This is a genomic window from Qipengyuania sp. JB2-7, from assembly GCF_055693485.1.
The window spans coordinates 2,198,420-2,213,014 of sequence record NZ_CM146335.1 but is presented as its reverse complement, the minus strand read 5'-3'; the positions used below and the strand labels follow the sequence as shown (position 1 = coordinate 2,213,014).

At 54.3% G+C, this 14,595-nt stretch carries 14 protein-coding genes; 8 read left to right on the top strand and 6 right to left on the bottom strand.

Going from position 1 to position 14,595, the window contains the following annotated elements:
* Nucleotides 1-104: 104 nt before the first annotated feature.
* From ACZ1GM_RS11060 to nrtS, 4 genes are all read right to left on the bottom strand, one after another.
* Nucleotides 105-1,316 (bottom strand): flavin monoamine oxidase family protein, encoded by a 1,212-nt coding sequence (locus ACZ1GM_RS11060; RefSeq protein WP_472676512.1) that lies wholly within the window; start codon nt 1,314-1,316, stop codon nt 105-107.
* Nucleotides 1,316-1,993 (bottom strand): SDR family NAD(P)-dependent oxidoreductase, encoded by a 678-nt coding sequence (locus ACZ1GM_RS11055; RefSeq protein WP_472676511.1) that lies wholly within the window; start codon nt 1,991-1,993, stop codon nt 1,316-1,318. The genes ACZ1GM_RS11060 and ACZ1GM_RS11055 overlap by 1 nt, the downstream gene beginning before the upstream one ends.
* A 113-nt stretch (nt 1,994-2,106) precedes the next feature.
* The gene (locus ACZ1GM_RS11050; RefSeq protein ID WP_472676510.1) at nt 2,107-2,670 is read right to left on the bottom strand and encodes a cupin domain-containing protein; all 564 of its coding nucleotides are present in this window, start codon (nt 2,668-2,670) and stop codon (nt 2,107-2,109) included.
* Complete coding sequence (nrtS, locus tag ACZ1GM_RS11045; RefSeq protein WP_472676509.1) at nt 2,667-2,981, bottom strand: nitrate/nitrite transporter NrtS; 315 nt, start codon at nt 2,979-2,981, stop codon at nt 2,667-2,669. Before nrtS ends, ACZ1GM_RS11050 begins: the two co-directional genes overlap by 4 nt.
* A gap of 489 nt (nt 2,982-3,470) precedes the next feature.
* On the opposite strand from nrtS, the gene ACZ1GM_RS11040 reads away from it, so the two are divergent.
* The 7 genes from ACZ1GM_RS11040 (at nt 3,471) to ACZ1GM_RS11010 (ending at nt 9,672) form a co-directional block, all read left to right on the top strand.
* Entirely contained in the window at nt 3,471-3,965 is a 495-nt protein-coding gene (locus tag ACZ1GM_RS11040) for an OmpW/AlkL family protein (protein ID WP_472676508.1), read from the top strand.
* A gap of 1 nt (nt 3,966) precedes the next feature.
* Nucleotides 3,967-4,167 carry an OmpW family outer membrane protein gene (locus tag ACZ1GM_RS11035; protein ID WP_472676507.1) on the top strand — a complete coding sequence of 67 codons (201 nt, stop codon included), beginning with the start codon at nt 3,967-3,969 and terminating at the stop codon, nt 4,165-4,167.
* A gap of 28 nt (nt 4,168-4,195) precedes the next feature.
* Nucleotides 4,196-4,522: a 2Fe-2S iron-sulfur cluster-binding protein gene (locus ACZ1GM_RS11030; protein WP_472676506.1), complete on the top strand. Its 327-nt coding sequence runs from the start codon at nt 4,196-4,198 to the stop codon at nt 4,520-4,522.
* Between the two features lie 54 nt (nt 4,523-4,576).
* Entirely contained in the window at nt 4,577-5,032 is a 456-nt protein-coding gene (locus ACZ1GM_RS11025; RefSeq protein ID WP_472676505.1) for a hypothetical protein, read from the top strand.
* 87 nt (nt 5,033-5,119) lie between these two features.
* Complete coding sequence (locus tag ACZ1GM_RS11020) at nt 5,120-7,861, top strand: winged helix-turn-helix domain-containing protein (RefSeq protein WP_472676504.1); 2,742 nt, start codon at nt 5,120-5,122, stop codon at nt 7,859-7,861.
* Nucleotides 7,862-7,976: 115 nt separating this feature from the next.
* A complete protein-coding gene (locus tag ACZ1GM_RS11015; protein ID WP_472676503.1) occupies nt 7,977-8,891 on the top strand; it encodes a metal-dependent hydrolase in 915 nt (304 codons plus the stop codon).
* Between the two features lie 220 nt (nt 8,892-9,111).
* The gene (locus tag ACZ1GM_RS11010) at nt 9,112-9,672 is read left to right on the top strand and encodes an OsmC family protein (RefSeq protein ID WP_472676502.1); all 561 of its coding nucleotides are present in this window, start codon (nt 9,112-9,114) and stop codon (nt 9,670-9,672) included.
* Nucleotides 9,673-11,108: 1,436 nt separating this feature from the next.
* Here the strand turns inward: ACZ1GM_RS11010 and ACZ1GM_RS11005 are convergent.
* The gene (locus tag ACZ1GM_RS11005) at nt 11,109-12,104 is read right to left on the bottom strand and encodes a winged helix-turn-helix domain-containing protein (protein ID WP_472676501.1); all 996 of its coding nucleotides are present in this window, start codon (nt 12,102-12,104) and stop codon (nt 11,109-11,111) included.
* A gap of 583 nt (nt 12,105-12,687) precedes the next feature.
* Between ACZ1GM_RS11005 and ACZ1GM_RS11000 the strand changes: the two genes are divergently transcribed.
* Nucleotides 12,688-13,464 (top strand): SDR family NAD(P)-dependent oxidoreductase, encoded by a 777-nt coding sequence (locus tag ACZ1GM_RS11000; protein WP_472676500.1) that lies wholly within the window; start codon nt 12,688-12,690, stop codon nt 13,462-13,464.
* A 270-nt stretch (nt 13,465-13,734) separates the two neighbouring features.
* Here ACZ1GM_RS11000 and ACZ1GM_RS10995 read toward each other — a convergent pair whose 3' ends face one another.
* Nucleotides 13,735-14,520, bottom strand: a complete 786-nt coding sequence (locus tag ACZ1GM_RS10995; RefSeq protein WP_472676499.1) for an isochorismatase family protein — start codon at nt 14,518-14,520, stop codon at nt 13,735-13,737.
* Nucleotides 14,521-14,595 lie beyond the last annotated feature (75 nt).

The following is a 14,595-nucleotide window of genomic DNA, read 5'->3' as shown; positions in this document are numbered from 1 at the left end:
TGCGCTTCGACTTTGACGAAAAGCTCCTAGGCTGGAACGAAAATGAGATTTCGGTGAAGTTTTCCCGAAAAGGCGATCAACTCGTTTAGGCTGCTTCAGTCGGGTTAATCGTTCACTGACTGTGGCACTGTCTTTCTGGCCACCCGGGTTCTGGGCAACAGCGCCCAACTGCTAAACTGGCGATCTATCTCTTTGATGAAAATAGTTAGGAAGAGCGCGTTTGTACGGTACCGATCATGGACGCTTCGGGCACCAACGAGCTTGGCACTTGCGATCTCGGCTGCCTCCAAAGCGCCTTCGAGATAGCCGCCGAATTCATTTGCCGTCTCGGTTGATCCCAAAATCAAGCGTTCATTCCAGATCCCATTAAGAACAGAGGGGTAGCCATATCGCGGATGACCGCCGCTGCCCTGTTGATCCAGACCGGTCGCCACGGTTTCGACCTGTGCCCAGTCTTGCAAGCGGACCTCGAGCGGGTGGCCCAGTTCTTCACCAAACATGTCAATCAACTGCGTCTGCGCGAGCGCGATGAGTTTTTCGCGATTGTCCAAACGGGCTTGGGTAGGGACGCCGACGAAACCGAACAGGGCATAGGGCCCCGCATCGGCGGGCGAGGCATCATGAATTTCCACCAGCGGCCCACGGTGGCTCATCGCATCGCCGGAAAAACCATTCTGACGCCAATAGGGCTGGTCGAAAATCGCCAGAAATTTGGCTTGTCCTGCCATCCATGTCGCGGTGGTTTCCATCGCCTTGATTGCCGCATCTGGTAGTGCGGGTTTGAAGGATATCGTGCTCGCCGCAAGGCGCGGCGGCAGGGCAAGGACAACGTGTTTTGCGGTAATCGTCTCTGTGCCTGTATCTGTGCTTATGCCAGCGGTTATTGCGTGGTCTTGAAGTTTTAGGCTGCCAACCTTGTACCCGCAGCGAACGCGGTCCTGCGGCAGCCCTTTGGCAAGACCGTGTATGAGCGCCTCCATGCCGCCAGCCAGACGCAGGGATCCTTGCATGGGAGAAAAGCCGCCATGTGCCTGGACGTTGCCATTATAATCCTGAACGAGCATCCGCCCTTTACTGAACTGCTCGAAAGCTTCCAGGTCGAACCGTTGTGCAAGTTCGGCCATGCGCGGCTGCCCTGACCAGAACCATGCTGGCCCCAAGTCAAAGTTCTGCCCTTTGATTTCGGGCGAATAAATGCGGCCACCAAGGCGTTCGTTGGCTTCTACCAATTGCCAGTCGCGGCCTGCGCTTTGCAGCCTGTCGGCCAGAGCAAGTCCGGAAAGACCGCCGCCGATGATGAGAATATCGGTATCCATCAGAAATTCTCTCCCATCGGGCGAAGGTCCGTTTCAAAAGTCCAGGTCGACTGCGGCTGTTGCGCAATGGCGAGATAGGCTGCTGCTACATCTGCCAGCCGCATCATCCTTGCCGGATCCATATCGTGCAGTTTTCTGCTGGCTTCGGTATCGAGAATGCCGTCGAGGATGACGTGCGCCACATGAATGCCGTGCGGTCCGTATTCCTTCGCCAGCGATTGCATCAGCGCCCGCAGCGCCGATTTGGCGGAGGCAAATGCACTGAAATTCTTGCCGCCGCGCAAGGAGGCGGTTGCCCCCGAAGCGATAAAGGTTCCGCCGCCGTTCTCAGCCATCGCTGGCAAGACCGCGCGAGCCACATTCACAGCAGAGAGCACCGTTGAGCGCCATGTAGTCTCAAAAGTCTGTGCGCTCGTCTCACTGAACGGCGCAATCACAAGCGCGGCTGGGTTGTGTACCACCAGGCTTGGTGGGCCGACGTCGCGGCCAATCTCTTTGAGCGTTGAAGCTACTTCGGTTTCATCGATCAGATCAACGGCCAAAGTCTGGTGGAAGTCCGCCTTGGTACTGCGATTGAGGCCAAACGCGTTATAACCGTTCTCAGCGAAGTGGCGGACAAGGTGCTGGCCGAGGCCAGGCCCGGCACCGGCGACGATTGCAACGGGTTTGGAGCTCATGACCGGTCTCCGGGCGCGCGCTGCGGCTCCGCCAAATGGTCTGACTTTATGAGTAGGCGTGCGCCCTCTGGCCCGGCTGTTGCCTTGAACTCATGGTTCGGGGGCAGTCGCAACTAGGAATGCTCATCAAAGCCTTCACTTTCGGATGAGAAGCCTCCTGATAACACCAGGATTTCTATGCCTTTATGGTCAGCAATCTCGACCGGTGCATTCTTGTCCCAGATCTCTATTCGGACGCGCTCTCGGGTGTCTTCGTATAGCGGGATCTCTGACACGCCGGGGCTGACTTTGACGGGCGTTTCTTTCGTGGTGTCAATCGAAATCTGGTGCCGATCTTCCATGTCAAACTGCCAAAGCTTGACCCAGATCGTCGCGCCATCATCAGCGCGCGGCGTGTGGCGTGATGTTGGTGGATTGCGGACATAGGTGCCTGCTGGAAAATCGCCATGCTCATCCTGAAACACACCGTCGAGAACGAAATATTCTTCACCGCCAGTATGAGTATGAGGGGAAAACGCGCTGCCGGGCGCGTAGCGGACGATGCTCGTGGCTCGCGCCACTTCATCGCCCATGCGGTCGAGCATGCGGCGATCCACGCCTGGCATAGGGGAGGGAATCCACGGCTCTTGTTTTGCGTGTACTGTGGCTGGGCGGTCAAATTCTGCGTTAACGTTCATGGCAATGGCTCCTGATCGAATGGGTGGGGCGTTTGCGTGGCTTGGTCTCGCAACGAAGTCGCAGTGGAGTAGGAACTGACCGCGTATGGAGTTATATAAGTGAGGATCAATTTCCATAAAACCGGCGTTTGACCGGCAAGCATGGTGTCACCCTGATTGATAGATACAACAATTGTTCCGACGATCGCGCTGACCTTAAGCGCGCGGCGGACCGTTAACGGACGCACAAGGAGAGGTAGGAAGTGCGCCCTTCTTGCTGCGGTCGCCGTACCTGCGGTACCAGCCTTGGTCTCGGGCCGCTCGCTTAGCATCCAATCGCCTCGTTCTTGAAAGGCGAAAGTTTCAGCGCATTGTCCGTGGTCTATGAGCACTGTGAAATCCTTTTCTATGCCTACGCTCGTCTGCCATTCTGGCATGGTGCGGATGAGACGAGGCTCGCAACGATACCGTCGTGATGCATCTGCTCGTCTTTTGAGCTCTTCTTACCCAGCGATGGAGAGTTTAACTATCTATCACTAGGTTGGTATTATCCAGGGTACTTAGGAGTGCTTTCGCATCCAGTCAAGCCTCTATCTAGTGATAGATTGCTTGCCTGTCGTAAGGTGCTGTAAACGCGTACTCTTCTGACCTGTCCTGCAGCGGGTCTTGGAACATCGACCGCCAACCGGTGAATTCGTCTGAGGAAGAACGGGGTCGATACCCATACTTTGGGATGGGGCGTGATAGTCGGGGAGAGTCAATAAGGCAGAAACAATGCGGCACGCCAGAGCAGGAAGTGCCGAGATTAAGAGGGGAAGATTATGCGGAATTATGCGATTCTGGCGCTCGCGGGCATTTGCTTTGCCGTGCCATCGTCAGCCTTGGCGCACGAAGCTGGCGATTTGATAGTTCGGGTCGGCGTTGCTCATGTTCAGCCGAGCAGCGAAACGAGCGACCCGATCGTGGTAACGGTGCCACCTCTACCGAATTCGCGTGTCAGTTCTCTCTCCAGCGACACTCAGCCCGGCGCGACCTTCACCTATATGCTTGCCGATCATATCGGTATCGAGGCGATCCTTGCATTGCCTTTCACGGTCAATGCCGACTTGGAAGGTGGCGTTCCGCTCGCGACGGGGAGCCCCGAAATCGGGTCAAGCAAGTATCTGCCGGAAATCGTTTCGGTTCAGTATTTCCCCCTGAAACCGGAGTCGAAATTTCAGCCCTATGTCGGGGTGGGCTTGAATTACACGCTATTCTTTGACGGCGAAGCCAGTGATGCGCTCAATGCCAGCGCGGTACGGCCCATCGACTGTTAATGTGGACGATTCTGTCGGGATCGCGCTACAGGTCGGCGCCGACTATGAGGTGGCTGATGGCTGGTTGCTCAATGCCTCCGCATGGTATGTCGACGCCGATACCGATGTAACGGTGAGCACTACAAATATAGGGGATATTCCGATCAACAATGTGAAGATCAATCCTTTCGTGTTCGCGCTGACGGTGGGCAAAAGATTCTGATCCCGAACGGCAGAAAGGTCTGGATGCGATGAACACGTCTGTATCAATGACACTGATTGCTGTGGGTGGGTGGGTTCACGAACTTGTCGGTGAAGAAGGCGCAACCCTGAAAGACGTTGCCAAAGATGCGGGTGTGGAAGGTATTGAGGGACTTTGCGGCGGAGAGGCGTCATGCGGTACCTGTCAGGTGGTGATCGATCGGGAATGGTATGACCGTTTGCCCGCGATTGAAGAAGCTGAACAGGATATGCTCAGCTTTGCTGCCGAGACGGACATCCGTTACTTGCGATTGTCCTGCCAGATCAGGCTCGCACCCGAATTGAATGGGCTAAAGGCGCGCGTCGCCGAAATCTGACATACACCATCCAGTGGGGAGAATTTGAGATGTTGACGCGTTACTCAGGCTCTGATGATCAAGAATGGTCTCGTCATTTGTTTGATCGGGCTTATCGGCGGTTTTGGACTGTTATTCAGCGTTCTGGGCCTGATCTCTTTGTCGCCGGTTCCGATAATGATTGACTACCAGATACCGGGCACGCCAGCACAATGGCGTGCAGTTCATGTCGGCAATATAATGAACGGGCTGATGGCCATCCTGTTTGCGCTATTGATGGTTAAACTCGACCTATCTGAAAAAGCTCGCAAATTCATCTGCTATGGCACGATAGCCACCGTTTGGGGCAATGCTGCCTTCTATATTTTCGGCATCCTCGCGCCCAATCGGGGGCTGTCGCTGGGCGACAATCCGGTCGGTGAGGGAAACTGGGCCGGCGTGATCGCGTTCGGTCCAGCTTTCATCGTCGCGTTCGTCCTGATGATCATTGTCGTCGTGATGCTGCGGGGGGTGGTAGGCGAAGACGAATAGTCGATCACGCGAACCGATGGCGACTTTGCAGGTAGGAGGTCACTACAATCGATGCCGAAAGGGCGCGCCAGGCAAACCACGCAAAGGTTGATTGAAACAAAGCTCAGCCCGTTGCTCCCGCCTGCCAGAAGTGTTGATCGGCAACGGCTGACCGAGCGGATTTTTGCGCAGGTCGATCCGGCGCAAGTGGTCGAAATCGTGGGCGCTGCCGGTTCCGGTAAGTCGCTCCTAATGGGGCAATTGTACCTTAAAGCTACAGAAGCAAAGGTCAGGTGCTGCTGGTTGACGATTGAGGCCGACGACGACGATCCCGTCACTTTCGTCTCTTATCTAGCTGCCGCACTTGGGCGGATTGAACCTGCCATTGCGAAGACCATGCAGGGTATTCTCGGCGGGCCGCAAGGCGCACGCTCCGATGCGTTGTTTCAGGCGCTCTGCGAAAGCGTCAGCACCATTTCACACGATGCGTTCGTCTTTCTCGATGACTTTCAGCATATCTCAAATCCGGCGATCATTGCGGGGATGCGGCGGTTTATCGGTGCGCTGCCTCCACATTTTCGTCTGGCGATTGCCAGCCGCTCGCATCCCGATTTGTGCTTGAGTCGGCTGGCCGTTGAAGGGCGGTTGCTGCGAATTGACCAGCAGGCGCTTAATTTTGATCAGGAGGAGTCCGCAGCCTTTCTCGCGAGCGCGCACAGTCTGGTTCTGCCAAGAGAAGCTGCTGACAAGCTGTCGAAAAGCACTGAAGGGTGGGCCGCGGGCCTGCAGCTCGCGGCAATCGCAATCGGCAGGCAGCCTGAGCAGGCGAGCGATCTGGTTGATGGTTTTTCCGGGGCGCATTCGGAGTTGTCGACCTATCTGATGGAGAGCGTTTTTCAGTCGCTTGATTCTGGCTTGCAGGAGTTTCTGCTGAAAACCGGGCCACTCAAGCGCATGAATGCGGATCTGTGCACCTATGTCACCGGTATCGGCGATGTGGCGACCATCATCGAGCGTATCAATCGAGAAAACCTGTTCTTGATTGCACTGGACGAAACCGGTGAATGGTTTCGCTTTCACCACCTGTTTGCAGACTTCCTCACAGCTCAGCTGCGCAAGTCGGAACCCGATGCTTTCGCTCGTATTTGCAGGCGTGCAAGCCGATGGTTCCAGCAGCAGGGATTGTTGACCGAGGCGATCGAGTATCAGTTGATGGCGGGGCAGTTCGTCGACGCCGCAGGACTCATCGCTCACTATTCGACCCACGTCGCACAGCAATTGGGTGACCACCTTACGGTGATGGACTGGATCCGGCGATTGCCCGACCGGTTCCATTGGCATCATCCTTTGATCATGCTGAATTACGCATGGTCACTCACCTTTGCACGGTCGGCGAGCGATGGTCGTGAAATCGCCGAAGAGGTGAAGGGCCGATTGCGGGATGAATGCAATGACTGGCAGCTTGGTCAGGAGCAAACGAACGAAATGGTGTGTCTGGCCGACACCATCATCGCCATTTCGCTTGCGAGTGCTGACGATATTGGTGCGGCAAAGGACTTCGCTGTTACGGCACTGGAACGCTGGCCTGATGCCTCGGATATTCATCTCGGATCGCTCTATAATGTCATTGCCTATGCCTCCATCCCCGCTCAGGATTTTGTGGTTGGGCTGGAGGCTGCGGCAAAGGCCAATGTGCACGGTGTTCGTGCTCGATCCGAATATGTGAAAGTCTGGGCGGACTGGATCAGCGGAATGCTTTGTCTCGAACGGGGCCTTGTTGCCGAAGCGACCAGCCATTGTGAGAGAGCCAGAAAAGACATCGCTGGCGATATCGGCGAAGAGTCCTTTTCAGGGTCATTGGTTGCAGTACTTGATGCAGCGATCGAATATGAACGCGGAGATTTCGGCAAAGCAATGGCAATCCTCAGGCGTGGTTCAGGCCAGTTACCGGCGATCGCGACGATGGAACCCGTGCGGGTTCTGCGAACGACTGAGGCTCGTTCGTTTGTCGGTGTCGGCAAGATGAGCGACGCAATTCAGTCATTAAGGGATGGACAGGAAGAGGCGCTGGCTCGATCAGTTCCCCGCGTGGCGGTGGCGCTTGCAGCCGAAGAGATGCGCTTGCTGATCAACGAGGCCCGACTGGATGAAGCGCAAGTGATGGCCAGAAGATGGGGATTTTCAGGCGGCGAGAACATCTTCGGAATCGAATTCACAGATCCAAACCTCGCTCGCCAGCATAAGGTCGCGGAAGGTCGCCTGCTGGTTGCCCAAGGCGACTATTCCGATGCGCTTCGTTCACTTATGAGCCTGACATCAAACACAGGAGGGCTCAAGTCAGGCAGAATGGCGATCGAGGTTGGGTTGCTGCGATCCATCGCCTTGTGGCACTGTGACAGGCAGAGCGAAGCCATGCGGGCATTTTCGTCCATGACGGCGATCGCCGCGCCTGAGGGAATTGTCGCCCCGTTTTTTGAGGTATCGCCGCAGATCGATGAATTGCTTCAAAAGGTGATCACCAAGCGAGGAGCGAGTGACAGTGAATTCCTTTCAGATCAGATCGGCTTCGAACTGAAAATCGCCGCCTTGCTTCGCGGGGACGAGGGCTGGCGAAATGCTCCGCAAGCAGCTGCTGGAAATGAAGGTGTGATTGATGAGCTGACGCCGCGCGAGATCGAGATTGTCTGCTTGTTGGCCGAAGGGATCAGCAATTCGGAACTCGCCGATACGCTGTTATTGTCCCTGCCGACAATCAAATGGCACCTTAGCAATATATACAGCAAGCTGGGTGTCAGGAGCCGTTCTGCGGCAGTGGTCAAGGCTCGGCAAAATCACCTCATCGCGACATGACTGCCACCGTTCCCATACTTTAGTTTGGTGACGAAAATGGCTTTTTCGGCTACCAGACGGAATCAGAGAGGTGCGTCTGCGAACTGAATGCAATCGCACCCGAGAGGAGCGCAAGATGGCAACTATAGCCCCGGATCAGCAGGATTTCGAACATCCGATGAATGATATCCCGATCCGAAATCTCGATTTCGGCGCGGACGAACTGACGACCGACTCAATTCTCTGGAGTCGTTCCTGCCCCGAATTTGCGATCTTCCTCAACGCCTTCAGTGTTCATGTGCCTTATTTCGAGCGCTATCTCGTCAAGACCATGAATACCTCGCGCAAGCATGTTTCCGACCCGCAATTGGTCGAGGATATGAAGGCGATTACAGGACAAGAAGCACACCACGCGCGCAACTTCATCGAGTTCAACCGGCTAATGGCAGAACGCTATCCCAAAATCGGTGAAATGGAGCAGCGCAATAAACGTGAATTCATGGCGATGGCAAAAAGCCATTCATTGAAGGAATTGGTCGGTTTTACCGCCGGATACGAAACCTTCACGTTTCTGGCGGGTATGATCGTGCTGGCCAATTATGAGGAATGGATGAGCGATTCCGATCCCGTTGTGAAGGCGATGTGGGTCTGGCATCAGGTCGAGGAAGTCGAACATGGCGCCGTAGCTTTCGAAGTTTATAAGCACATGTTTGGCGAGCACGAATGGTATCGCAAATGGATGATCCTCAAGGCGCTGCTGCACATCGCCACGGAAGTCCTGAAGGCCTATGTGGTCATGTGCCGAGCGGAAGGGTTTATGCGTAATCCGTTGCGCGCTACCAAGTCGATGTGGTTCCTGCTTTCGACGTTTGCGAAGATGGTGCGCTACTCGCTTCCGACATTTTCTGCCAAGTATCATCCGCGTAAACATCCTTTGGCGACAACGAAGCAGAACAAGATTGCAATTGCGTGGCGCCGGTTCACGCGGGCTGGCGGAGATCCACTCAAGATCGATCGCGAGAAGATGCGCGAGATCGTCGGTTTCGCCTGACGGGCATTTTTGCCGCGCGCAACTCCGCATTGCCTCAGCATATCCGTCTTTCAGCGAGCGACCTCATTGAATAGTGACAAAGCACGGAATCGGGAAAACCCGATGCCGTGGTTGCTCTAGATTCTCATCAATTCCTGTCAGCGCAAAATTGCGTCAATGTAACCCACGGGAATAATCTGGCGAATACAGTTCAATCAAGAACTCGCGAAGGAGAATCAAGATGAGCACTGCCACTGTTAAAGAGAAAACTGTCAACGGAATCGATGTACAGCTTGTTGCCGATACTATCTCGAATGTCGAGGCAGATCGGGATCTTGGCAATTCGACTTTCAAGATCACCAATGAATGGAACGGTGGCACGCGATCGACCACGACGGTTGGAGATATGTTTGCAGCAAAACAGGCAATCCCTCACAAGGGTGATTACCAGATGCATTCCGACGAGCCAGAGATGCTGTCGGGCACCGATTTGGCGCCCAACCCGGTCGAGCAACTTCTCAGCGCGCTTGCCAGCTGCGTCACTACAAGCATCATTGCACATGCCTCGATGAAAGGCATCGAAATCAATTCGCTCAAATCGGAGATTAAGGGCGATATCGATCTCAATGGTTTCCTCGGGCTCGATGAAAGCATTGGCAAAGGCTACAAATCGATCCAGATCAAACTGACTATTGATTCACCGCATCCGGATCATTCGGAGATCAGCGATCTGGCGCGCTACTCGCCGGTTTTCAATACACTTCTCGACGGAACTAAAGTCGATGTTGTTCGCGCTGCGTAACGCATTGCGTTCCTGCTGATCTCCTGCCCTGTTTGTTATCGGGCTGCATTTCTCGCATTTTGAGAGGCTACTGACGCAAATGTGCGGCAGGCATGAAATTGCCATCCGATCCAGACGAAGGGATTGGGTGGCAATTGCTTTTGGGAACCGAACAAAAGTCGGTTTAAGGCGCGCTGGAATTTGGCCTATCGAACTCGCGCAGAATGCGTTTCGCTTTGGATTGCGTGGCGGCGAAACGCCCTTTGAACTGGGGGTGCGATCTAAGCTCTCTCAACACAGGTTCCTTGAATCGACCCGCCAAAACGAAACCTTTGCCCATCGCAACGTCCAAAACCTTAAAGGCATCGTCCTTGCGCCTCTGCAAGACTCGCAGCGAGATCAAACCTAAATATTCCTGACTGGTTCTCAATGATGATGCGGGCTTGCCATCATAGTAACGCTCCAGAAGCGTAACTAGCGCTAAGGAACGCGCTGGGTTGGTCTTCCTAAGCGCGAAGGCATCGGTTGCTAGGTAGTCCAATGAACAGGCATTTGCTGAAAATCCATCGGCTGTATCGGTAACTTCCACGTAATGAGGATTAACCCGGTAGTCCGCTGGAACGGTATCAGGATTTGCAATCAGAATAGCGTTTTGACTCGTATAGAATGCGGGAATTTTGGCCGCTTCTGCAAGCGCTTCGGCTGTAGCGCCCGACATCGCGTATGCTTGCGCTCTGGCAGGAGCAAATCTCAAATGCGGCAGGGTCCGCTCAGCCGCTCCAAGATCGAAGTAAATAGCTCTAAGAGTTTTGGTCTGGTCATGTTGCATCCAGCCCTTGGCGATGATCTCATCCATGGCGCTAAGGGCAGTCTCGTAGTCTCCCGTCGCATTCGCCAACTTTGCAATGCTTTCTAGCGCCTTTCGATTTCCCGGGTTCCACGCGATGTTACTTCTGGCCAGTCGCGAAGCACGATCAACATCGCCATTGCATAACAAGGTTCTGCTAAAATTCGCCAATACGGTGGGGTCTGTTGGGTTAAATCTAAGGGCATCCTCATTGGCTTCCATTATCTTGGACAAGGAATGGTTGCCTTCATTTTGCATGAAGTAAGCTCGCATGGAGCGTGCGAGCGTGTTGTTCGGATCTTTTCGGATGGCCTGATTGAGCAGCCTTTCCCACTCATAGCTGACGCCCTCGCCAGAGGCCGACTTGCTGGTTCCTCTCACGCTCATAATGGAGGTCAATGCCTTCACGATGAGTGTTTCAGGAGCATCTGGCGAAATCCATTCCATCGATGCGGTCAGGTTGAGCATCTCGCGCGCATCATTCTCGAAATCGTTGCCGACAAATGACAATCTGCGCCAATACGCATGGTAGAGGCTCTGATAGGCCGGGAGGTATTCCGGTTCCTCTTCAATCGCTTGTTCGAGTAACTCGATGGCCTCGTTGAGTCCTTCATACTCGTCCTGAGCGATCAGCGTATTCGCGCGGGCGACTTTTTGCTGAAACGCGTAAGGGACAAGATAAGGAGAACGCTCGTTGATCGAGAGGCCCAAGGCATTGGCAATGCCGATCGACGCGCTCATGGCAGTTTCGGTACGGCCATGCTGAGCGTGCCTCCTCGTCCGCGTCTATGGCGGTCGAATACCTGTTCGAAGAAAGTACCGTATTATCCTCAACGTCGATCAATTCGATATCGAGATGGGTCTGGTTTCCCTGTTCGATCAGGTTTGTGCTAACGACATAGGTCAGCCCAAGACGTGCACCCAGTTCCCCAGGGGTGCTGCTGTCGCGCGACACTTTTGTCTCGGGTGATATCGAAATAACCGAAATGCCGTTGATGGCGGTTATTGCCTGACGAAATTCCCCGTTCAGAATTGTGACGAGACCTGCCTGGTCCAGATCAGATCTGCCTTCTGGTAGTGGCAATACCGCTATCTTTGCTCGTTGTATGGCAGACTGTTGAACCTGTGCTTCACTGCCTGATGCTGCGGCCAAGGCACCAGATTGGCTCTCGCCCAAAGCACCGACGATGTAGGCGACGGCGACCCCGAAACACGCTACCAAAGCTACGATGGTGGCCAACAGCCCCGCTGGCCGTTTGAACAACCTCGTCCATATCGCATCTGTAGCTGACTGAGCCTCGCCATCGGCCTGCTCAGCATCTGCCGAGCCATTTTCCTGCGCCTGCGCCAATTCTGCGCATAGTTCTACCAGGTCGCCAATAAACTTGTAGCCGCGATTGGGATATGTCTTGATCAGGCGCTGATCGCGCCCATTGTCACCAATTGCGGCGCGCACTGACTTAATTCGACCGTCTATCGTCCCATTTGAAACGATGCGACCATCCCATACCGCATCAATAATTTCCTCGCGCGAAACGATATGATCGTGCCGTGTGATGAGTAGCTCGAGCAAGCAAAAGACCTGAGGCTCGATTTCTACTTTCACGCCTGACTCAGTCAGGGTGCAATGATGGATATCAAGTTCGAATCTATCAAACCGAAACCTCGACATTGCTACCTCCGCACGCAATCCTAACATCGTCTGTCTGATGGTCAATCCGACGCGCCGTATCAAACGGTGCATACCGTTCGATGTCGCTCTGATGCATCTTTGAGAAAAGTGCAGGGCCATCCAAGCCGAGGTTTGGGGGGAGGGTCTTGCCTGGATGGCCCTGCGGTAAGGTCACGGGGGAGTGACAACACCCATTTCGCAACAATTGAGGCGATAGAATATCATCGGATCGGTTATGTCGGAAATCTGCTGCGATTTAATTTTTGGCGATAGCTTTTTGAATGCCCGCAAAAGCATGCGCGCACAGAATGGATGCCGCGAACATGATAGGAGAGCATTCTGGATAGCTGAGTTGCCAGCATCTTTGCATCATTGTGATGCCCGGCCTTCTTCAAGTGAAGTTCTGCCAGGAAGACGTTTTGCCATAACTGGCCGAAGCTCACCAAGTCATCGTCGATTTTGCGAGCTGCGTTTTCCGGACGTGTGAAGTGAATTTGATCGGCAGGCAGACTATCAAATGACGGAGATTATCATGAGCAGTGTAAGTTATATCATCGGAGGCTCATCTGGAATGGGTCTTGCCACCGCAAAGATGTTGGTCGACGAAGGGCGAACAGTACGCATTTTCTCGCATGATGCGTCGAGCCTGGAGCAGGCCGCAGCGTCACTTGCTGGCGGATCTGGAACAGTCGAAACAGAGGTTTTGAACCTCTATGATTTCGACGCAGTGACCGCAGCATGCGCCAGCATTGATGGCGAGAGTCGTCACATCGACCAGCTTGTGAACGCAGCTGGGGTCTTCGCGCCAAAGGCATTCCTAGAAAATGACGTGGCCGATTACGACAAATATATGGATATGAACCGAGCGTTCTTCGTCCTTACTCAGGCAGTTGCCAAGAACATGGCCGCCAACGGTGGGGGCTCGATACTCAATGTCGGTTCAATGTGGGCACATCAGGCGATTAAAGCGACACCGTCAACAGCATATTCCATGGCAAAAGCTGGCCTGCATTCCATGACTCAGCACTTGGCTATGGAGCTCGGTGGTCAGCGGATCCGGGTCAATGCGATCGCTCCATCGGTGGTCGTCACGCCAATTTACGGCGAATTTATCGATGAGAACGCTATTGAAGATACGCTGACCGACGGGTTCGATGAATTTCACCCCATTGGCCGTGTCGGTCGTGTCGGTGATATTGCCAATCACGCAGTTTTTCTGCTGTCAGATAAAGCCAGTTGGACAACTGGCGCCGTCCACAATGTCGACGGCGGAGTGATGGCTGGACGCGTCTGATACTTGACTACGTTTAGCCCCAAGTCGGGGTTCAGAAAAAAGGGCGCGGCCGTTCTGATGATCGGTCGCGCTTTTTTATGCGTGTCGGTCCTTTGCCTTTGTTGACGCATTGCCGTCCGTCAATACCGCGGCGATAGCCGGAGTGGGGCAGTCGGAGCGCAAAACAGCGGACCTTGTCTTGCCGATCTGTTCAGCCCGCGAAAGAAATGCCTCCCTACCGCATGCGAGGTAGGGAGGCATCCTATAGCCTTCGGGGTGGAGACCCGGGGTCTATTGCGCAGCGCGTATCCGCTCAACAGCTTCGCTGGTGTAGACTGTTTCAGACGCCATAAAGCGGAAGTTTATCAACGCTGCGAGGTATCCATCGCCTTCCGGAATGATCGCGCCTGCGGTAGCGTCGCGGACAACCATGACTTCGAAACCCTGCTCAAGCAGTTCGTGCATGTGCGCTTGCACACACAAGTTCGCTGACATGCCGGCCAGGATTACCTTGTTAATCCCGCGTTTGCGCATTTGTAGAACCAGATCGTTCTGCTCTGGCCCATAAACCTTGTGAGGCGAGGCAACGATGGTGTCGTCGGAATTGATGTACTGCTTGTATTGCGGCATCCAGTCCGCGCCAGAACCTTCGAAATTATCAACGTTCAGCTCGCCTTCGCGATCAAACATCTTAATGTCATGCATCAGCTTTTCGAGCCGACCTTCGAAAGCCCATTTGTGATCGTGCGCATAGTAATAGTGAGGCGATACGAAAGTGAGCATGTCGGATTCGTTCGCGGCTGAGAACAGATCTTCAAGGTGCTCGACGACATTATGCTCGGTGACGCTTTTGCCAACCGCGCCCCAAGATACGCCATCCGGGCTGAGGAAGTCGATTTGTGGGTCAATCACAACCAGAGCGGTGTCGCCCTTGGTGATGGTCATCGGCGTCAATGGCAGACCCGGCGTCGAAGGGTCGGCGTAAGCCGCGTTTTCATCTGGGTTTGCTTGCGCCTGACAAGAGGGCGTAAGTGACACTAACGCCGCAGCGGCGATATATCTTAGGTGATTCTGCATTTCTTTGACCTTTCGATTTGCGGAGATGCATCTGCATCAGGCTTCGCAAACATAACTGGCCATCCGTGATTTGAT

Bases quoted from the DNA above. Each gene is read 5' to 3' on its own strand.
- ACZ1GM_RS11050 (WP_472676510.1), bottom strand. From the start codon at position 2,670: ATGAACGTTAACGCAGAATTTGACCGCCCAGCCACAGTACACGCAAAA.
- ACZ1GM_RS11060 (WP_472676512.1), bottom strand. From the start codon at position 1,316: ATGGATACCGATATTCTCATCATCGGCGGCGGTCTTTCCGGACTTGCT.
- ACZ1GM_RS10995 (WP_472676499.1), bottom strand. From the start codon at position 14,520: ATGCAGAATCACCTAAGATATATCGCCGCTGCGGCGTTAGTGTCACTT.
- ACZ1GM_RS11055 (WP_472676511.1), bottom strand. From the start codon at position 1,993: ATGAGCTCCAAACCCGTTGCAATCGTCGCCGGTGCCGGGCCTGGCCTC.
- ACZ1GM_RS11040 (WP_472676508.1), top strand. From the start codon at position 3,471: ATGCGGAATTATGCGATTCTGGCGCTCGCGGGCATTTGCTTTGCCGTG.
- ACZ1GM_RS11030 (WP_472676506.1), top strand. From the start codon at position 4,196: ATGAACACGTCTGTATCAATGACACTGATTGCTGTGGGTGGGTGGGTT.
- ACZ1GM_RS11000 (WP_472676500.1), top strand. From the start codon at position 12,688: ATGACGGAGATTATCATGAGCAGTGTAAGTTATATCATCGGAGGCTCA.
- ACZ1GM_RS11025 (WP_472676505.1), top strand. From the start codon at position 4,577: ATGATCAAGAATGGTCTCGTCATTTGTTTGATCGGGCTTATCGGCGGT.
- ACZ1GM_RS11010 (WP_472676502.1), top strand. From the start codon at position 9,112: ATGAGCACTGCCACTGTTAAAGAGAAAACTGTCAACGGAATCGATGTA.
- ACZ1GM_RS11015 (WP_472676503.1), top strand. From the start codon at position 7,977: ATGGCAACTATAGCCCCGGATCAGCAGGATTTCGAACATCCGATGAAT.
- nrtS (WP_472676509.1), bottom strand. From the start codon at position 2,981: ATGCTAAGCGAGCGGCCCGAGACCAAGGCTGGTACCGCAGGTACGGCG.